The 20,208-nt window shown below is 70.5% G+C and carries 14 protein-coding genes; 9 read left to right on the forward strand and 5 right to left on the reverse strand.

Annotated features, from left to right (window positions below; genetic code table 11):
* The first annotated feature begins 71 nt into the window (after positions 1-71).
* The 3 genes from ABZW60_RS36605 (at position 72) to ABZW60_RS36615 (ending at position 2,418) form a co-directional block, all read left to right on the forward strand.
* On the forward strand, positions 72-656 hold the full coding sequence (locus tag ABZW60_RS36605) for a TetR/AcrR family transcriptional regulator (protein ID WP_355484857.1): 585 nt from the start codon (positions 72-74) through the stop codon (positions 654-656).
* Between the two features lie 8 nt (positions 657-664).
* On the forward strand, positions 665-1,072 hold the full coding sequence (locus ABZW60_RS36610) for a PPOX class F420-dependent oxidoreductase (protein ID WP_355484859.1): 408 nt from the start codon (positions 665-667) through the stop codon (positions 1,070-1,072).
* Between the two features lie 158 nt (positions 1,073-1,230).
* A complete protein-coding gene (locus ABZW60_RS36615) occupies positions 1,231-2,418 on the forward strand; it encodes an alginate lyase family protein (RefSeq protein ID WP_355484861.1) in 1,188 nt (395 codons plus the stop codon).
* A gap of 51 nt (positions 2,419-2,469) precedes the next feature.
* Here ABZW60_RS36615 and ABZW60_RS36620 read toward each other — a convergent pair whose 3' ends face one another.
* Entirely contained in the window at positions 2,470-3,276 is an 807-nt protein-coding gene (locus tag ABZW60_RS36620; RefSeq protein WP_355484863.1) for a siderophore-interacting protein, read from the reverse strand.
* Between the two features lie 149 nt (positions 3,277-3,425).
* On the opposite strand from ABZW60_RS36620, the gene ABZW60_RS36625 reads away from it, so the two are divergent.
* The 5 genes from ABZW60_RS36625 to ABZW60_RS36645 all read left to right on the forward strand — a co-directional run bounded on the left by ABZW60_RS36625 (position 3,426) and on the right by ABZW60_RS36645 (position 12,889).
* On the forward strand, positions 3,426-4,493 hold the full coding sequence (locus ABZW60_RS36625) for an iron chelate uptake ABC transporter family permease subunit (RefSeq protein ID WP_355484865.1): 1,068 nt from the start codon (positions 3,426-3,428) through the stop codon (positions 4,491-4,493).
* Positions 4,490-5,527 (forward strand): iron chelate uptake ABC transporter family permease subunit, encoded by a 1,038-nt coding sequence (locus tag ABZW60_RS36630; protein WP_355484867.1) that lies wholly within the window; start codon positions 4,490-4,492, stop codon positions 5,525-5,527. The genes ABZW60_RS36625 and ABZW60_RS36630 overlap by 4 nt, the downstream gene beginning before the upstream one ends.
* 1 nt (position 5,528) lies before the next feature.
* Entirely contained in the window at positions 5,529-6,422 is an 894-nt protein-coding gene (locus ABZW60_RS36635; protein ID WP_355484869.1) for an ABC transporter ATP-binding protein, read from the forward strand.
* 78 nt (positions 6,423-6,500) lie between these two features.
* On the forward strand, positions 6,501-7,667 hold the full coding sequence (locus ABZW60_RS36640) for a M48 family metalloprotease (RefSeq protein WP_355484870.1): 1,167 nt from the start codon (positions 6,501-6,503) through the stop codon (positions 7,665-7,667).
* Positions 7,664-12,889 (forward strand): AAA domain-containing protein, encoded by a 5,226-nt coding sequence (locus ABZW60_RS36645; protein WP_355484872.1) that lies wholly within the window; start codon positions 7,664-7,666, stop codon positions 12,887-12,889. Before ABZW60_RS36640 ends, ABZW60_RS36645 begins: the two co-directional genes overlap by 4 nt.
* 163 nt (positions 12,890-13,052) lie before the next feature.
* Here the strand turns inward: ABZW60_RS36645 and ABZW60_RS36650 are convergent, their stop codons facing one another.
* From ABZW60_RS36650 to ABZW60_RS36660, 3 genes are read right to left on the reverse strand one after another with little or no spacing between them, the layout of a single operon-like run.
* Complete coding sequence (locus tag ABZW60_RS36650) at positions 13,053-14,270, reverse strand: glycosyltransferase (protein WP_355484874.1); 1,218 nt, start codon at positions 14,268-14,270, stop codon at positions 13,053-13,055.
* A gap of 10 nt (positions 14,271-14,280) precedes the next feature.
* Positions 14,281-14,895 (reverse strand): hypothetical protein, encoded by a 615-nt coding sequence (locus tag ABZW60_RS36655; RefSeq protein ID WP_355484876.1) that lies wholly within the window; start codon positions 14,893-14,895, stop codon positions 14,281-14,283.
* 54 nt (positions 14,896-14,949) lie between these two features.
* Positions 14,950-15,933, reverse strand: coding sequence for a hypothetical protein (locus ABZW60_RS36660; RefSeq protein WP_355484877.1), 984 nt, complete (start codon positions 15,931-15,933; stop codon positions 14,950-14,952).
* Positions 15,934-16,075: 142 nt separating this feature from the next.
* Between ABZW60_RS36660 and ABZW60_RS36665 the strand changes: the two genes are divergently transcribed.
* The gene (locus ABZW60_RS36665) at positions 16,076-19,771 is read left to right on the forward strand and encodes a S8 family serine peptidase (RefSeq protein ID WP_355484879.1); all 3,696 of its coding nucleotides are present in this window, start codon (positions 16,076-16,078) and stop codon (positions 19,769-19,771) included.
* 59 nt (positions 19,772-19,830) lie between these two features.
* Here the strand turns inward: ABZW60_RS36665 and ABZW60_RS36670 are convergent, their stop codons facing one another.
* Positions 19,831-20,202: an FKBP-type peptidyl-prolyl cis-trans isomerase gene (locus ABZW60_RS36670; protein WP_355484881.1), complete on the reverse strand. Its 372-nt coding sequence runs from the start codon at positions 20,200-20,202 to the stop codon at positions 19,831-19,833.
* Positions 20,203-20,208: the final 6 nt, after the last annotated feature.

A 20,208-nucleotide genomic window follows, 5' to 3' on the forward strand; every position in this document is an offset into this window, starting at 1 on the left:
AAACCGATCTGTTTCAGTCACCGTAAACCGATCGGTTTCCGATTTCAAATCGAGCCGGTACGCTTCAAGGCATGAGTACTTCGGCGACACCCCGTGAGCGGCTGCTCGACGCCGCGGGGGAACTCTTCTACCGCGACGGCGTCAACATCGGCGTGGATGCGCTGTGCAAGGCGGCCGGGGTGTCGAAGAAGTCGATGTACCAGTTGTTCCGCTCGAAGGACGAGCTGATCGCGGAGAGCCTGGCCAGCCGCGGCCCGGCGTACCAGACGCTGCTGCAGCCGGGGCCGGAGGACGACCGGTCGCCGCGGGAGCGGATCCTCGCCGTGTTCGAGCGGCAGGACGCCATGGTTGCTGGGGGCAATTACCTCGGCTGCCCGTACGTGAGTACGGCGGTGGAGCTGAAGAATCCCGAGCATCCGGGGTCGGTGGTCGCGCGGCACTTCAAGCAGCAGCTCACCGACTTCTTCCACCGCGAGCTGGTGAAGGCCGGTGCGGAGGACCCGTCGACGCTGGCGGTCCAGCTGACGATGATCTTCGACGGCGCCGCCGCGCGGGCGGTCGTCCGCGCCCAGCCGCTGAACGGCATCGGCGCGGCCACGGCCGCCGCCCTGATGGAAGCCGCCGGCCTGCACGCCGCGGAACTCGCGTTCCGGTGAGCGGCCGAGTGGCTGATCCGGCCGAGATCCCGGCGGTGTTCCACGACCTGCTGTCGTCGACGGCGGTCGCGATGGTGGGCACGATCGGGAAATCCGGCGAGCCGCAGGTGACGCCGTTGTGGTTCCTCTGGGACGGCGAGCGGGTCCGGATCAGCCTGGTGGACGGGCGGCAGAAGCTGCGGAACCTGCGGCGCAACCCGCGGATCTCGGTGGTGGTCGTCGATCCGGCGCGGCCGACGTACTACGTCGAGCTGCGCGGCCGGATCGACGACCTGGTGCCGGATCCGGAGCTGGCGCTGGAGCAGGCGATCGCCCGGAAGTACACCGGCGGCTGGTCGGACGTCGAGCCGCCGGGCACGACGCGGTACGCGACGAGCGTGATCGTCGACCGGATCACCAGCCAGCTCGGTCATTAGTGGGACGAGAGCGCCCTTTGTTCCATGGGAGATGGGACAGAGCAGCGTCGTGTTCCACGGAAGTTCCGGTACCGGCGGGGTCTTGACCGCGGTTGCGGGACGTCGTGAAACTGCCGTGGAAACCGCTGTCCTACCGCCCCCCAAGACAGGACACCGCCATGCGAAAGATGCCCTTCGTCCTGGCCACGGCTTGTGCCGCGCTGGTTGCCGGCACTCTCAGCAGTCCAGCCGTCGCCTCCTCACAGGCCGTCGACGCGCCCGCGACGTTCACGCACCCCGGCGTCGGGTCGAGTCAGGCCCAGCTCGACTTCGTCCGCGCCAAGGTGCAGGCCGGCGCGCAGCCGTGGACCAACGCCTTCAACCAGGCCAAGAACAGCGCGTACGCGTCGCTGTCCCGGACGCCGAAACCACGCGCGGTCGTGGAGTGCGGCCCGTACTCGAACCCGAACTACGGCTGCACCGACGAGCGTGAGGACGCCATCGCGGCGTACACCGACGCGTTGCTCTGGTACATCACCCGTGACGACCGCTACGCCCAGAAATCCATCCAGCTGATGGACGCGTGGTCCGCGACCGTCCAGGACCACACCAACAGCAACGCACCGCTGCAGACCGCCTGGTCGGCGTCGTCGTGGCCGAAGGCCGCGGAGATCATCAAGCACGTGTACGGCAACTGGCCGAACGCCGGCCGCTTCGCCACCATGCTCCGCAACGTCTACGTCCCCGAGATCATCAACGGCTCGAACTCCAACGGGAACTGGGAGCTGAGCATGACCGAGGCCCTGCAGGGCATCGGGGTGTTCCTCGAGGACAAGGCGATCTACGACAAGGCGATCGCGCTGTACCGGCTGCGCGTCCCGGCGTACGTCTATCTGGAGTCCGACGGCGCCTTGCCGAAGACGGTCCCGAGCCAGAACCTCAATACCCGCGACAAGATCGTCAGCTATTGGCAGGGCCAGGGAACGTTCGTGACAGGCTTGACTCAGGAGACCTGCCGCGACTTCACCCACACCGGCTACGGCATCTCGTCGATCTCACACGTGCTGGAGACAGCGCGGATCCAGGGCATCGACATGTACCCGGAGTTCGGTGAGCGGCTGCGCCAGGCGCTGGGCTTCCAGTCCAAGTGGGAGCGCAATCTGGAGCCGGTGCCTTCGTGGCTGTGCAAGGGGTCGCTCAACCGCGGCCTGGGTCCGATCACCGAGGTCGGCTACAACGCCCTGCACACCCGCCTCGGCATCGCGATGACGAACACCCAGGCGCTGACCGAGTCCCGCCGTCCGGCCGGCTCCAACAACCTGTTCGTGGCATGGGAGACGCTGACCCACGCCGAGAACCCGTCCTAGTAAGTCTTCCGGGAGGGCTGGAAACTCTGCCCTCCAGCTCTCCCGGATCCCTCAGCAGTGCGCTTCGCCGCGCTTCCAGTAGCCCTGGAACGAGATGGCGCTCTTCGGCATCCCGATCGCGTTCACGAGATGCCTGCGTACCTCTTTGATCATCGAGGACTCGCCGGCGACCCATGCGTAGTCGACGTCGAACGGCAACGCCGCTGACTTCACCGCGTCCACCAGCGAGCCGTCGGTCACCCAGGTGACGTCGGCGGAGCCGGCCAGCGGGCGGATGTCCGCAGCATCCGGTACGGCGATGAACACCGTCGCCTGGACTCCGGCCGGGAGCTCCTCGAGGATGCCCGCCACCGCCGGCAGCGCGGTCTCGTCCGCGACCAGGACCCGGCGCACGCTGGTCGCCGGCGGGACGTAGTCGACGCCGGAGTGCAGCAGGCCCTTGGTGCTGGTCTTGTCGACCGCGAACGGGAGCAACAGGCCCACCTGGTCGCCCAGCTTCGCCTCACTGACCCAGGCCGACGCAGGTCCGTTCACACCGTGCAGGACGAACTCGACGTCCAGTTCGGCCACCTCGGGCCGCAGTGCCCGCACGGTGTACGTACGCATGATGAAACGCTCGTCGACCGGCTGCGTGCACCACTCGGTGTACCACTCGGGTCCGGACGGCAACTTGATCGCGCTGCCGTCGGGAGGAGTCAGCAGGACCTTGATGCGCTGGTCCGGGCCGGCCGTGACCGCCTCCGCGATCCGCGGTGCGACGAACGTCACGCGCCGCAGGTGCGGGCTCAGGTCGTCAACGGCCGCCACGGTGGCCAGGAGCGAGTCGAAAACGATCGGCCGCTCGAGCACAGTCGTCATGCTGTGGTTTCTCCATTTCCTTGCGAGCCCCGCCCCACCGCCCCAGTCAGGAAACTGAGCAGGGGGACCTCGGATGCGGACCCGCGGACGGCCGGGTTATTCTGAGGTGTCTAGAGGTTAGCCTTACCTAAGAGGATCCCCAAAGTCCAATGCCCCCGCCCACTGCCACGGCCGACGCCGGCCTCGACAGCGTCGCGCCGTCGCGCCCGCGCCGGGCTCGGCGGACCACGCTGGTCCTCGGGCTGGTCGGGTGCGTCGCCCTCCTGGTCCTGGTGTCGCTGCTCAGCATCGCGATCGGCTCCAAGCAGATCCCGCTGTCCACGGTCATCGACGCCCTGCGGCACTACAACGAGGCCGACACCGATCACGTGATCGTGCGGTCGCTGCGGGTCCCGCGGACGCTGATCGGTCTCATGGTCGGCGCGGCCCTCGGCCTGTCCGGGGCGTTGATGCAGGGCGTGACGCGGAACCCGCTGGCCGATCCGGGCATCCTCGGCGTCAACGGCGGCGCCGCGCTGTTCGTTGTCGGGGGCATCTACTGGTTCGGGTTGTCGACGCTGACGTCGTACGTCTGGCTGGCCTTCCTGGGCGCGGCCGCTGCCTCGGTCGTCGTGTACCTGCTCGGGTCGCTCGGCCGTGAGGGCGCGACCCCGGTGAAGCTCGCGCTCGCCGGTGCGGCGCTGACCGCGATGCTCGGCTCGCTGACCACGGCGTTGCTGATCGGCGACGTCGACACGTTCGACCAGTTCCGGTTCTGGTCGGTGGGATCGTTCGCCGGCCGCGGCTCCGACATCGCGGCCCAGGTGGCGCCGTTCATCCTGATCGGGATCGTGCTGGCGCTGTTCTGCGGGCGGGTGCTGAACGCGTTGTCGCTGGGGGACGACGTGGCCAAGTCACTCGGTCAGCGGGTCGGGTTGGCCCGCGCGTTCGTCGCGGTGGTCGTCGTACTGCTCTGTGGCGCGGCGACCGCGGCGGCCGGGCCGATCGGGTTCGTCGGGCTGACGATCCCGCACGTCGCACGGCTCGTGACCGGGCCGGACTACCGCTGGATCCTGCCGTACTCGGCCCTGCTCGCCCCGATCCTGCTGCTCGGCTCCGACGTGATCGGCCGGGTCGTCGCACAGCCCGGTGAACTGCAGGTCGGCATCGTGACCGCCGTCATCGGTGCCCCGTTCTTCATCGCGCTGGTCCGCCGCCGGAAGCTGGCCGACCTGTGACGGCCGAGGCGGTCCAGGTCATCGCCCGGGCGCGGACAGCCCGGCAGACCCGGTCCCTGATCGTCATCGTCGCCCTGGCGGTCCTGGTGTTCGCGACGTTCTGCGTCTCGCTGTCGCTGGGTGACTTCAAGATCCCCGTGGTCGACGTGGTGAAAACGCTGTTCGGCGGCGGCGACCGGGCGACGGAGTTCATCGTCAACCGGCTGCGGTTGCCCAGGGCACTGACCGGGCTGCTGGTCGGGACGGCGCTGGGTCTGTCCGGAGCGATCTTCCAGAGCATCGCGCGGAACCCGCTGGCGAGCCCCGACATCATCGGCGTGACGTACGGCGCCAGCGCGTTCGCGGTGTTCGCGATCGTCACCCTGGGGCTCACCGGGGTCGCGGTGTCCGTGTCCGCGATCGTCGGGGCGGTGCTGACCGCCTTCATCATGTACGTGCTGGCGTGGCGGCACGGGGTGTCGAGCTACCGGTTGATCCTGATCGGGATCGGCATCGGCGCGATCGCCACCAGCATCACGTCGTACCTGCTGACGAAGGCCCGGGTCGAGATCGCGCAGCAGGCGCTGATCTGGCTGACCGGCAGCCTCAACGGGCGGGACTGGTCGAACGTCCGGTCGCTGGCGGTCACGTTCGTCGTCCTGCTGCCGGTGATGGTGTTCCTGGTCCGGCAGCTGCGGATCCTGCAGCTCGGCGACGAGACGGCGTACGGGCTGGGGCTGCGGGTGGAGTGGGCGCGGCTCGGGCTGATCGTGGTCGCCGTCCTGCTGGCCGCGGTGGCGACGGCGGCGGCCGGACCAATCGGCTTCGTGGCGTTCGTCGCGCCGCCGATCGCGCGGCGGCTGACCCGGTCGCCGGGGCCGGCGATGATCGCGTCCGGCCTGATCGGGGCACTGGTGGTCGGCCTGTCGGACCTGGTCGCGCAGCACGCGTTCGGCGACACCCAGCTGCCGGTCGGTGTGGTGACGGGGGTGGTGGGCGCGCCGTACCTGATGTTCTTGCTGGCGCGGGCGAACCGAGTCGGGAGTGGTGGCTGAGATGGAGGAGAAGTCCGTGGAGCACAGCTTGGCCGCCGATGGTCTCGCGGTCGGCTACGACCAGCGGGAGATCATCCACGACCTGTCGGTGCGGATCCCGACCGGGAAGATCACGGTCATCGTCGGCGCCAACGCGTGCGGGAAGTCGACGCTGCTGAAGACGCTGGCGCGGCTGCTGAAGCCGTCGCGCGGATCGGTGCTGCTGGACGGGAAGAGCATCCAGCAGATCCCGACCCGGGAGGTGGCCACCAAGCTCGGCCTGCTGCCGCAGTCGCCGACCGCACCGGAGGGCATCACGGTCGCGGACCTGGTCGGCCGTGGCCGGTACCCGCGGACCCGGTGGATCCGGCAGTGGTCGCGCTCCGACGACGAGGCGGTGGCCGCCGCGATGACGTCGACCGACGTGCTGGCGATCGCGGACCGGCCGATCGACGAGCTGTCCGGCGGGCAGCGGCAGCGGGTCTGGATCGCGATGGCGCTCGCGCAGGAGACCGACATCCTGCTGCTGGACGAGCCCACGACGTTCCTCGACCTGACGCACCAGTTCGAGGTGCTCGACCTGCTCGTCGACCTGAACAAGTCGCAGGACCGGACCATCGTGCTGGTGTTGCACGACCTGAACCAGGCGTGCCGGTTCGGCGACCACCTGATCGCGATGAAGGACGGCGCGATTGTTGCCGAGGGCAACCCGTCGCAGGTGATCACCGAGGACGTGGTCCAGGACGTGTTCGGCCTGGCCGTCAAGGTCGTCCCGGATCCGGTCGCCGGCACACCGATGGTCGTGCCGATCGGCCGGCACAAGTCCGTCCAGGACGCCGCCCCGACCAGCCCGGCAGCCGCGGCACTGGCCGCCAGCGCCGCGGCCAACGGTGTCTGCCGCCCGACTGCCCGCTAGAGCCCCAGACCGTCCTGCTCTCGTACTCCAGGACGCGGGGGTCGGTTTTCGTCGGTCGGGGTGGTTATGGTGGCGGGCATGTTGTCAGCGCTCGCGTATCACCGGTCCGTCCTGGCGGTCGTCCGCCAGGTGGATGAGCGTGCGTGGACGGCGTTGCACGGCGGACCCGAGGGTTCGCTGGACGAGATCCTGCTGCGGAACGCGTATCGCCTGGAGGCCGACGCGCACCCGACGGTGTTCCGCGCCGGGCAGCGGGCGGCGGCGGCACTGGAGCTCGACCCGGACATCGACTACTTCCAGGTGAGTGGGGAGCCCAACGCGGCGTACCTGCACCAGGCCGGCAAGGCGGTGATCCTGTTCCAGGGGGCGTTGCTCGACCGGCTCGACGAGGACGAGTTGACCGCAGTGATCGGTCACGAGTTGGCGCATCGCCTGCTGTGGCAGGCCGATGACGGCGGGTATCTCGCCGTCGACCGGTTGCTCGACGCGGCGGCGGGTGACGCACGGACCCCGTCGCAGTATCTCGAGACGCATCGCCGCTGGTCGCTCGCGACCGAGCTGTTCGCGGACCGGGGTGCGTTGACCGCCTGCGGCGACCTGACCACGACGATCCGCGCGTTGCTGAAGCTGGAGACCGGTCTGAGTACGGCGGACCCCGCGGCGTACCTGCGGCAGGCCGAGTCGCTCGACCTCCGCTCGGGCAGTCGAGGGACGTCACACCCGGGGGCGGTCGGCCGGGCGTGGGCGTTGAAGAACTGGCTGGACGGCGAGGACGTCGAGGTTCTGGTGACCGGACCGCTCGACGTGGACGCGCCGGACCTGCTCGACGCTGTTCTGTTGCGAGAGCTGAGCCGGGACTTCGCGGCGGCGATCGCGCACGCAGACGGGTTACGGACCGACGCCGTTGCGACGGCAGCCGCAGGTTTCGCGGATCCGCCCGGGCCGCTGGGCGTGCCAGGAGGAGCGGTGCGCTTCGACGAACCGTTGGCGGTGCGTCCCGTGGACGGTGCACCGTTGCCACGACCACGTCCGCTGGCCGCGGCCACGAAGCGCTACCTGTCGTACCTGCTGCTCGATCTCGCCACGGCCGATCCGGAGGCCGGTGACGCCGGGTTGATCGCGTCGCTGGTCGTCGCCCGGCGGTCCGGGCTGCCTGGGTACGTCGACGTCGCGGACGACGAGCTGGGGTGGAGCGACAAGCAGCGGACGCGGTTCGTGCAGGCCGCCGCGGAGGTGGTCGGATGAGCGTCAACGACCTGGTCGCGCTGGCCGTTTCGCAGGGCGGCCTGGGCAACGACGCGCTGCTCGCGGCCGTGCTGCCGTTGTTCCACGAGACGGCCGCGGTGCACGAGCGCGGGCTGGTCGCGCCCCTGCGCGGCCTCGACCGGATCGTGGTCGACGAGCAGAACAGGCTCGGCTTCGCACCCGAGGACGCGGGCCGGCCGAAGCCGGCCACGCGCGAGATCGACGTACGGCAGGGCAAGCGGCCGTCAGCCGTCGAGGTGGTCGCGCAGCGGCAGGCCGACTACGACCTGGGGGAGAGCGGCGGCCGGGAAACCACTGTCGTGCCCGAGCCGGTCCCGGACGCGATCACGGCGCCGACGCTGGTGGCCGGGTGGCAGAGCTGGGAACACGTGGTCGGGCACCACGACCAGCTCACCGACATCTTCAGCCTGGGACAGCTGCTGCTCGCGCTGGGCTGCGGGCTCGACCTGTCCAGGACCGCGGATGTGGCCACCCTGATCGATGCCCGAGGCAACTTGTACCGGCTGGACCCGGACCTGCACCCGGTGATCGTCTCGGTCGCGGCGCAGATGGCCGAGCCGGACCGGCACCGGCGCGCGCAGGACCTGCACTCGCTCATCGAGCAGTTGGAGAACTACCGCGACCAGCCGCTCGACTTCGACGTCGAGGCGATCGTCCGGGGTGTCGCGGACCGGCGGACGGCGGTGCTCGGCGCGCTCCGCGACCGGCTCTTCGACCTCTCCCGGCGGAACCGGCTGATCAATTTCCGGCCGACCGCCCAGACGCTGAACCTCACCGAGGTCTCGGTCCCGCTGATGCTCGACGTCCGGACGATCCGCTCCGAGCAACTCTTCACCTGGCGCGACGACCTCGCGGCGCCGTTGCTGAAGAAGGCCCAGCCGCTCGGCAAATGGATCCGGTACGACGAGGCGCCGTACGCCGCGAACACGCTGGACAAGCTCATCTCCACCGCGCGCCGGGACCGGGCCGACTACGGGCAGGACCAGCTGCGGCTGGTGCCGGCGTTCCTGCGCTGGCACGACCTGAAGAACGACCGGGACACGCGGCTCGCGTCGCCGTTGGTGCTGGCCAAGGTCCAACTGACCAAGAAGCGCGGCGTCCGGGATTCGTACACGTTGCAGGTCACGGATCCGATCGCGGAGGTCAATCCGACGCTGCGGCACAGCCTGCGGCAGCTGTACGGGATCTCCTTGCCGGAGACTGTCGACTTGTCGGCACCTGATGCGTTGCGGGGGTTGCACGAACGGCTGGCGAAGGAGATCCAGGCGACCGAGCCGGGGCTGCAGCTGCATCTGCGGGAGAAGCCGCGGATCGACCTGGTGCGGCAACGGGCGATGACTCGCCTGCGGACGTACAACCGGCGCCGGCACGGGAATGTGGCGACCGGGTTCGGCGGGAAGCAGTATCCGTACTCCTACCGGCGGACCGACTACCAGCCGCTCGGTGTGCAGATCTTCCGGACCCAGATCGCGCAACAGACGCTCCCACTCGGGATCGCGCTCGGCGCGGAGCCGCGGCGGCCGGGGGCGATCGAGACCGACACGTATTCGCTCGACACCGAGGGCGGGCCGTACTCCTGGGACGTCGACCTCTGCGCGGTCTCGCTGGCGAACTTCAACTACCGGACGCTCGGCCTGGTTCGTGACTACGACGAGCTGCTGACGACCGGGGAGTCCGCGGCCTCGTTCGACCACCTGTTCTCGGACCGGCCGCGGCCGGTGGGGACCGCGCTGCCGGAGCTGCCGTCGGCCGACCGCTACCTCGTCGTGCCCGCGGACGGGTCGCAGGTCGCGGCGATCGCGCGGGCAAGGCGCGGCGAGAGTTTCGTGATCCAGGGGCCACCCGGGACGGGCAAGTCACAGACGATCACCAACCTGATCGCGGACTTCGTCGCCCGCGGGAAGCGGGTGCTGTTCGTCTGCCAGAAGCGGGCCGCGCTGGACGTCGTGCACGCACGGCTCGCGAGCCGGCGGCTGGATGGTCTGTGCGCCCTGATCCACGACTCACAGGGCGACAAGAAGGCGTTCGTCCACGGGCTCCGGGACACCTATGAGGCGTGGCTGTCCGCGGACGACGACCTGGACGCGTTGACCGCGCGCCGGTCGGATCTCGTCGCGCGCGTCGATCGGCTGTTGGCGACCGTCGATGCGTTCGAGCAGCAGCTGGCCGCCGGCGGTCCTCGTCTTCGTGACGTCGTGAATCGCTTGGCCGAGCTGCGCGAGCACGCCTGGGCGCCGGACTCCGAGCAGAACGCACGGTTCGGGGTGGGGTTGCCGGCGGTCGGGGACTGGTGGGCAGCTCGGGACGTCGTCCGCGAGGTGGCCAGCGGGCTGGCCGCGGCGGATCCGTCGACCGGCGGGGTGCTGGCGCGGAGTTCGCTCGCGTTCGTCGCGGCCGATCGCTGGGACGACGCCGAGGTGCCGGCCGCGGCCCGTGAACTCCGCACCCGCTGGGACACAGTGGCAACCACCCTGACCACGATCGACCGGCCAACCGACCCTGCTCCCGCCGGAGCCGGAGCCGGAGCCGACGCTGACGCTGACGCTGACGCCGGAGCCGACGCCAGTGCCGGAGCCGGAGGCGGGGTCGACGCCGGGGCCGACGCTGACGCCGGAGCCGGAGCCGGAGCCGGAGCCGGAAGCGGAAGCGGTGCCGGAGCCAGTGCTGGTGCCAGTGCTGGTGCCGGGGGCGGGGCTGTGAGTGTGCGGGACGTGCGTGAGTTGGCGGGGCTCGGGCGGTTGCTGGAGCCGTTGGCTGCGGTGGATCGGGTCGAGGCGATCGTTCCGCGCTCGCCGGCGGCGCAGGACCTGGCGGCGGCCGCCGCGGAGCGGAAGCAGCTTGTGGGCGCCGAGCGGGCCGCGTGGAAGGAGGCCGCCGGCTGGCAGGAGCCGCTGGCGCCGGCCGACGCGCGGTCCGCGCTGAAAGTTGCGCAGAGCAAGGAAGGCGGAGTGCTCTCCTTCCTCAGCGGGGATTGGCGCCGGGTGAAGAGCCTGGTCCGTAGCCGCTTCGACGCGACGACCCGCGCCGTACAGCCGTCGGTCACCGACATCCTCACCGATCTGGTCACCGCGCAGTCCGCCTCCGCGGCGGTGGCACAACACGCCGAACAGAGCCGGCGCGACTGGGGCGTGGACGACCCGCGCGACCTGATCGACCAACTCGCCGCCGCCCGCAAGAACATTCCTGACTGGCGCTTCGTCCTCCGCGACGGCGCGTCCACCCGGCTCTCCCGCCTGGCCGACCGCTTCGAGGAGGCCGAGGAGCCGACGCGTGACCTGCTCGCCTACCAATGGGACGCGCTGGCGGTCGACGACCTCCGCGAGCTGCTCGGTCGGCTGGAGTCCGAGAGCCCGACCGCCCGTGCGGTCGCGCCCCGGCTCCGCGACCTCGCCGGCGTCCCGTCCCCGGTCCGGACGGCGCTGCGTCACCTGGATGCCACACCGGACCAGCTTGAGTACGCCGTGTGCGCCGCCGAATGGGACCGCGCCCGCGCGGCCGCGCCGCTGCAGCTGTCGTCGGAGCGCGTCGATGCGATCGTCGGCGAGCTGGGCATGGTGTACGACGACCTGACCGCGCTCAACGCCGACGTCGTCGTCGCGCAGGTCCGGCGTCGCTTCCTGGCCGAGGTCGACCACTCCGAGCGCAGCGTGACCGGCATGTCGGCGGAGGATCGCGAGCGCAAGAAGACCTTCGCGACCGGCCGGCGCGAGCTGGAGCACGAGTTCGGCAAGGTGATGCGGTACCGGTCGATCCGCGATCTCGCGTCCGGCGCCCCGGGCGAGGTGGTGTCCGTCCTGCGCCCGGTGTGGTTGATGAGCCCGTCCTCGGTGTCCGACACGTTGCCGCTGACCACCGCGTTCGACGTGGTGGTGTACGACGAGGCGAGTCAGATCCCGGTCGAGGAGGCGATCCCGGCGTTGCACCGGGCGCCGCAGGTGATCGTCGTCGGCGACCAGATGCAGCTGCCGCCGACGCAGTACTTCCGGGTCCGGAGCGACGCCGACGATCTCCAGGCGGACGACGAGGCCGCCGAGCAGGTCGGGATCGCGCTGACCGAGGACAGCTTCCTCTCGATCAGTGCGCTGAGGCTCGCGTCGACGATGCTGACGTGGCACTACCGCAGCCGCTCGGAGGCGCTGATCTCGTTCAGCAACGCGGCGTTCTACCAGGGCAAGCTCGCGACCGTCCCGGACCGGCTGCCGCCGCACGCGGCCCCGCCGTGGACCGTGCGGGCCGACTCCCCGGTGCCGGAGGTGTGCGACAGCGTGCTGGCCGGGAGTATCACGGCGGTCCGGCTCGTCGACGGCGTCTATGTCCGGCGGACCAACCCGGCCGAGGCCCGGTGGATCGCCTCGCTGGTGCGGGAGTTGCTCGCGCGTGAGACCGGCAAGAGTCTCGGGATCGTGGCGTTCTCCGAGGCGCAGCAGGGCGAGATCGAGCGGGCGCTGGACGAGCTCGCCGACAGCGATCCGGAGTTCGCCGCGCGGTTCGAGGCGGAGCAGGTGCGGACCCACGGCGAGCAGGACGCCGGGCTGTTCGTGAAGAACCTGGAGAACGTGCAGGGCGACGAGCGCGACATCATCCTGATGAGCGTCTGCTACGCCGCCGGCCCGGACGGCCGGATGCTGATGAACTTCGGCCCGATCAACACCTCCGGCGGCGAGAAGCGGCTGAACGTGATCTTCAGCCGGGCGCGCGAGCACATGGTCATCGTCAGCAGCATCGAGCCCGACGCCATCACCAACACCTACAACGACGGCGCGAACACGCTGCGCCGGTTCCTGGGGTACGCCGCGGCGGTCTCCCGGGGCGACCAGGCCGCCGCCAAGTCCGCGCTCACGTCGTACAGCTTGCGGACACCACCCGTGACCGGCGCTCGTCCCACCCCGGTCGTCGAGCAACTCGCCGCCGCGCTCGAGGCGCGCGGTGTCGAGGTCGACCTCGCGGTCGGCGAGTCCGTCTTCCGCTGCGACCTCGCCCTGAAGCTCCCCGGCGACGCCGGCCACCGGCTCGCGGTGCTCGTCGACACCCCGGAGCGGGTCGCCGCCGACACGCTCCTGGAGCGTCTCACGACCCACCCGACCGCACTGAAGACCACCGGCTGGCGAGTCCACCACGTCCTGACGACCGACTGGACCCGCTCACCCGACTCGGTCGTCACCCACCTCCTCGAAGCCCTCCACCGCCCGACCGACGACTGACCTCCGTGGCAGGTCGCCGAGTCGTGAGAATCGGCTCTGCAGAAGTGCCGCGATCCACGACTCGCACATCCCCGCACCAGCCATTCGCCACGACTCGGCGAAGCGGTCGGACGTCCGCCGACGCCGCCTGATCCCACCTCGAGCTGGTCAGTCCGCTGGTCGGCTAGCTGCCGGTCGCGCCGTCGAGCAGTAGCTGCGCCGCGGTCGTCGCGCCGTCGGGCTTGATCGCGCCGGATACCTCTGCCGCTCGCGAGCGGACCTCGGGGGCCAGCACTTCGCCGAGCGTCTCGGACAGCGAGTCGACGGCCGGCGTCGAGCCCTCGTACGACGTACCGATGCCCAGCGCGACGACCCGGGACGCCCAGTACGGCTGGTCTCCCAGCAAGGGCACGACAACCTGCGGTACGCCGGCGCGCGCGGTAGCTGTCGTGGTGCCGGCGCCGCCGTGGTGTACGACGGCTGCCAGTCGAGGAAAGAGCGCCTGCTGGTTGACCTCGCCTATGACAAGGCAGTCGTCGCCGTAGTCGGCCAGGTCCAGCTCCGACCAGCCACGGGAGAGCAGCACACGCCGCCCGTGACGGCGGCTCGCCTCGACGGCGGTGCGGGCGATGTCCTGAGGCGCGTGCGCGGACATGCTGCCGAACCCGACGTACACCGGCGGCTCTCCGGCGTCCAGGAAGGTCTTCAGCTCTGCAGGGAGCGCACGGCCGTCAGCCAGGAACCAGGCGCCGGTCTGTACGACGTCGAGCTCGGTCAGGCCCTTCGAGGGGCACAGGGTCGGATCGGCGGCGAGCCACGGCTGATCCGTTAGTACGTAGTCCCGGACGTTCTCCACGGGCGGCAAGCCGAGCGTTGAGCGGTGGCTGTTCACCGCGGGGCCGTACAAGGCGTTGACGCGCTGGGCGTCCTGCTCCCACAGCACGCGCCTGTCGGTCTCGTCCTGCGGCGACGGAGTCCCTGGCCGGGCGCCGGGCGAGTAATGCCGCGAGGGAAGTCCGAGTAGGTGGTAGCACGCGAGGACGTAGCGAAGGCCGAGCCGATCAGCCACGTCCCGCGCACCGGCCGGCATCAGCCCGGTCGCGACCAGCGCGTCACTGCCTTCCGCCACGGCGCTCAGTGTCTCGAACCGCGCGGCGACCAGCTCTGACGCCAGTTGGAACGGGTCGGGCCGAGCCGCGGACTTCGTGCGGGCCACCACCGACCGCACCGGCGGGCCGAGCGGCACCAGCGGGATCTCGGCCCGCCGCAGGAGTACGGCGAAGTCCTCGTCCGGCGGCGCGCAGACGACCGCCTCGGCGCCGAACTGGCGGAGCGCCACCGCGAGCGCGACGAGTGGTTCGACATCTCCCCGTGATCCCCAAGCCGTCAACACAACACGCACGTGCGATCCCCTACCTGTCGGTCGGTTTCCTACGGAACTGATACAGCACGAGCCCCGCCAGCAGGGCGCCCGAGGTGCCCAGCGTCAGATCGCCGAGGGTATCGGTGTAGGCGGTCGCGAGCTCGGGCGAGTTGCGGACGAAGGTGACGTACTCGCCGACCTCCCAGACGATCGCGGCGGTGGCGCCGAAGCCGAGGGCGACGAAGGTGGTGATGGGGCGGGACAGATCGCGGGGCGCGAAGGCCAGCAGGACGCCGGCGGTGAGGAAACCCCACAGTACGAAATGCATCGCGTCGTCCCACCAGTCGACGGTGTCGAACAGGTTGAGCCGGTTGCCGATCAGATCGATCAGCCACGGCAACGTCATCAGCAGGTCCGCCGACCAGGGAAAGCTGCGGTGCAGTGTGCTGCGCGCCCGCCCGTACGCCCACCACCACAGCGGCAGGATCATCGCGCCGATCGGGTACACGATCAGCCGGGCGGTCGACGCCTTTCCCTTGATCCCGCTGAGGTCCGGCCAGATCAGTGCCGACAGCAACAACCCGAAGAGCAGGATCTTGGCCGGCAGAGCGCCGTACCGGATCCGGTTCACGCGTATCGCGGGTGTGGCAACCATCGTCGTCATACCACCAGTCAATCGGCCCGCCACGGGCGGCGGATGAGTACAACTACCCGAACATCAGACGCCCAGCCAGCCGCGGCGGGAAGCTTCGTGGCCCAACTGGAAGCGGGTGATCACCTGGGCGCGGTCCATGAGCTGGCTGACCCGGCGCTGCACCGTGCGCAGCGACATGCCGAGCTGGCCGCCGATGGCCTGATCGGTGAGACCGGCCAGCAGCAAGGTCAGGATCCGGGCGTCGACGTCGTCGAGGCGGTCGGCCGCGAGCTCGGTCGTGCCGGTGTCGGTGGGCAGCACTTCGTTGGCGCTCGCCCAGATCAGGTCGAACAGGTGCAGCAGCGCGTCCAGCAGCCCCGACGGGTGGACGAGCAGCCCGCCGCCCGCGGAGTCCGTGGCGGTAGGGGCCAACGGCAACAACGCGAGTGAGCGGTCGGCGACCACCAGGCGCAGCGGCAGGTCGCCGGTGACCCGGATCAGTTCACCGGCCTTGAGCGACTCCGACACCAGGTCGACGAAGCCGGGTTTGCTGAACGCTGCTCGCTCGACGACCACCCGATAGGTGACGCCACGCGCCAGCGCGACGTCCTCGTCGACGTTCTCGTCCGCCGACACGATCGCCACCGACGCCTTCACCAGCGCGAGCACCTCGTCCGACGCGCCGCGCTGCATCTGGCCGAAGCGTTGCGCCACCGCCTGCGCGCCGCGAACCACCTCGATCACGTCGGTGTCGGACCGGTCCGCCATCACGCCGCGGTACTGCTCGGCGAGCCGCCCGAGCTCGAGCTGTGCCCGCCGGATCTCCTCCTGGCGCTGCACGATCAGCGAGCCCAGCGCGAGCGCCGGCGGGGACGCGACGAAATGGCCCGGCATCGCGGTCGACCGCGCCACCAGACCCTTCTCCTCGAGCCCGTCGAGGGCCGCGGCGAGGTCGGCGACCTCGACCCGCATCGAGGCGGCCAGCGTCTCCAGCGACTCCGACGGCAGCGCGATCAGCCGCCGGTAGGCACCTTCCTCGATCGCATCCAGTCCCAGCACGTCGAGCATCGTGCGCTCCTTCGAGGGCCCTCCGGTGGTGTCCGGCCTGGCGGACACCTGTCATGCCGCAATCCCGCCATTGAGCAGTCTACGGCCGCGTGACATGTTCATGCCATCCGTTCCCCAGATCCTCCCCAGGAAGGGTCCGCCCATGTCCCGATCCGCCCGCGCCGTCGCCGGTGGGCTCGCCGCACTCGTGGCTCTGGCCGCGGTGGCGACGACGCCCGCACAGGCCGACGGCGTTGCCATACCTGCTGCCGCTCCATCGACCCAGCCCGCCACCGGGGCCACGCACCGCGTCACGCTCGTGACGGGTGACGTGGTGACCCTCACCGAAACGGCCGGCGGCCCGCCGACCGCGGCCGTCGAGCAGGCGGCCGGTAACGCCGGCGGCGTCCAGATCCAGCAGGTCGGCGACGACCTGCACGTCGTACCGGACGTCGCGCTGCCGTATCTCGCCTCGGGCCGTCTCGACCCCGAGCTCTTCAACGTCACCTCGCTCGTCGACCAGGGGTACGACGACGCCTCGGTGAAGTCGATCCCGCTGATCGTGCAGTACCGCGCCGGGTTGCGCGCCGCCGCGGCGACCCCGCAGCACGCCGATCGTGGCGCCACGCTGGAGAGCATCGGCGGTCAGGGCCTGTCGGCGCGCAAGGCTGAGGCCGCGCAGTTCTGGTCGGGCATCACCGCCAGCACTGCTCGGTCCGCGACGCCGGGGCAGTTCGGCGCCGGGATCCAGAAGGTGTTCCTCGACGAGAAGGTCGAGGCCAGCCTGGCCGAGAGCGTCGCCCAGATCGGTGCGCCGGACGCCTGGGCCCAGGGTCTCGACGGCGCCGGGACGACGGTCGCCGTCCTGGACACCGGGATCGACCAGAGCCACCCCGACGTGTCGAGCCGGATCGTCGAGACCAAGAGCTTCGTCCCGGGCGAGACCGCCGAGGACGTCAACGGCCACGGCACCCACGTCGCCTCCACGGTCGCCGGCACCGGTGCCGCGTCGGACGGCGTCGAGAAGGGTGTCGCGCCGGCCGCGCAGCTCGCGATCGGCAAGGTGCTCAGCGACAGCGGCTCGGGCGCCGCGTCCTGGATCATCGACGGGATGGAGTGGGCCGCGCACCGGGCCAAGGTCGTCAGCATGAGCCTCGGCAGCACCGAGGCCAGCGACGGCACCGACCCGATGGCGCTCGCGGTCGACGAGCTGAGCGTCGAGACCGGCGCCCTGTTCGTGATTGCCGCCGGCAACTACGGCCGGGTCGGCGGGATCGGCTCGCCGGGCGCAGCGTCGTCCGCGCTGACCGTCGGCGCCGTGGACAAGAACGACGAGCGGGCGTACTTCCAGGACATGGGCCCGCGGCTCGGCGACGCCACCGTGAAACCCGAGATCGTGGCACCGGGCGTCTCGGTGCTCGCGGCCCGCGCGTCCAAGTCGTCGGGCACCGGCTTCTACAAGTCCCTCAGTGGTACGTCGATGGCGACGCCGCACGTGGCCGGCGCTGCGGCGCTGCTCGTCCAGAAGCACCCCGACTGGACGGGTGAGCAGGTCAAGTCCGCGCTGGTCAGCACCGCGAAGCCGCTCGCCGGCGAGACGGCGTACCAGGTCGGCGGCGGGCGGCTCGACGTACCGGCCGCGGCGTTCGGGAAGATCACCGCGACCGCGACGCGCGAGTTCGGGTTCCACGCCTGGCCGCACGGTGACGACGCGCCGGTCGAGCGCACCGTCACGTACACGAACCTCGGCGACACCGCTGTCACGCTGGACCTGTCGACCGACGTGACCAGCGACGGTACGACGCCCGCGCCGGCCGGACTGTTCACGCTCGGCGCGGCGCAGGTCACCGTACCCGCGAACGGCACCGCCTCGGTCAGCGTGACCGCCACGCCGAACCTGGCCACGCCGGGACTGTCCTACTCGGGCACCGTCGTCGCGAAGCAGGACGCCAAGCAGATCGCTCAGACCGCGATCGGCCTGGTCATGGAGGGCGAGCGGTACGACCTCAACGTGCACGCGACCGGCCGTGACGGCAAGCCCGCGGGTGGGTTCCTGACGCTCTACAAGTACGGCGACCAGTTCGTCACCACGCTCGAGATCGACCCGGCCACCGGGACCGTCTCGAAGCAGCGCCTCGAGCCAGGTGTGTACGCGGCGTACTCCTGGCTGCCCGTCGACGGCGAGGACGGTGTCGCGCTGGTCGGCAACCCGCACCTCGTGGTCCAACGGAACACCGATCTCACGCTCGACGCGCGGCAGGCGAACCCGATCACGCTCAGCACGCCGTTGCCCGGCGAGGACGTCTACCGCCGGTCCGGCTGGTACCACGACTCGGGGATCGGCGGGCAGTACGCGACGTTCCTCAGCCAGTACGTGCCGACGCCGGTGGTGACCAAGGTGTACGCCGCTCCGACCGGCGCGGTGGCCGGCGGCGTGTTCGACTTCTCGTCCCGCTGGCGCCGGACGTCGCCGCTGGTGTCGATGAGCGTCGACCTCACGCAGCTGCACCCGTTGCTGCAGCGCGGATCGAAGCGGTGGGACGGCAAGGCGACGCTGACCGCGGCGTACGCCGGTGCCGGTGCGGCCGCGGACTATGTGGGCAAGGACGTTCGTGGCAAGGCCGTGTTCGTGACGGCGAGCGGTGCGGTGACACCGAGCGCGCGGGCGACGGCTGCTCGCGACGCCGGAGCGCGGTTGCTCGTCGTGGTGAACAGCGGTGCCGGCAAGTACTACGACCTCGCCGGTGGGACCGATCTGCCCGTGTACTCGCTGACGGCTGCCGAAGGTGGTCCGCTGGTGACGCGGATCGGTGCTGGCGGCAACGTTCGGCTGCGGGTCATGGGCACCGAGGCGCCGCCGTACCTGTACGACCTGGTGAAGGCCTACACCGGTTCGGTACCGGCCGACCTGCGGTACGCGCCGCAGGTCGGGGAGCTGGCCACGGTCGTCAACCGGTTCGTCGGGCCGACCGGCGAGCTCGCGTTCGAGAGCCGGGCCGACTGCCGGATCGGGTTCTGGCCGCCGTGCCTGCAGGTGACCGAGCCGATCCACCTCGGGACCCAGCGGGTCGACTTCGTGTCCACGCAGGCCGGGACGGACTGGTACGAGCAGACGAACCACCCGCAGGGCTGGGAGCAGCGCGGCGAGCGGCACACGTACAAGCCGCTGTCGGTGCAGACGAACTCCTGGTTCGCGCCGGCCGCCCGGCCGCGGGTCGGCTCCGGGTACTGGAACCCGCGTCGCAGCGGTGACTTCTTCGCGGTGAACGTGCCGACCGCGAGCAGCGGCGACCAGGGGGTCACCGGGTCGATGGACGACGACTCGACCGTCGAGACGCGCCTGTTCCAGAACGGGACGCTGGTGCGGAAGAGCACGTTCCAGGCGGTGCAGACCGGCGTGCCGGCGACGTCCGGCTGGGCCGACTACCGGTTCGAGATGGACACGACCCGTCCGGCGAGCTGGAAGCTGGGCACCAGGACGGCGAGCGCGTGGGACTTCCGGGCGCAGACTGCCGACTCGAGCGACTGGGTGTATCTGCCGCTGATCCAGCTCGACTACCACCTGGCGACTGACCTGAACGGCGCGTTCGCGGGTGGCAGCAAACAGCGCATCGGGCTGTCCGCGTTCCACCTCGCCGGTGTGGAGGGCGCGGGGAAGGTGAAGGGCGCGACGCTGGAGGTCTCGTACGACGACGGCGCTCACTGGCAGGCGACCTCGCTGTCCCGGACGGGTGCCGGCTGGTCCGCCGACGTCCGGCTGCCGAAGGGGCCGTCGTACCTCTCGCTGCGGGCGACCGCGGCCGACGACGCCGGGAACAAGGTCAGCCAGGAGGTGATCCGGGCGGCCGCGATCCGGTGACGACATGAGACAGCCGGCAGCGACCCCAGGAGGTCACTGCCGGCTGTTTGTCTGTGTACTCAGCTGACGCTGATCAGGTCCACGACGAAGATCAGGGTCTCGCCCGGCTTGATCGCGCCGCCCGCGCCGCGGTCGCCGTACCCCAGGTGCGGCGGGATGACGAGCTTGCGCCGGCCGCCGACCTTCATGCCCTGGACGCCGGTGTCCCAGCCCTGGATGACCTGGCCGACGCCGAGCTGGAACGCCAGCGGGGCGCCGCGGTTGTACGACGCGTCGAACTCCTCGCCGGTGGAGTGGGCGACGCCCACGTAGTGCACGTTCACCCGCGAGCCGGCCTTGGCCTCGTCGCCGTCGCCCACGGTGATGTCGGTGATCTCGAGATCCGCCGGCGGCGGCCCGTCCGGAAAGTCGATCTCTGGCTTCTCAGTCATACCCCC

Origin of the sequence: Kribbella sp. NPDC003557 (genome assembly GCF_040610805.1) — a bacterium.
GTDB lineage: Bacteria > Actinomycetota > Actinomycetes > Propionibacteriales > Kribbellaceae > Kribbella.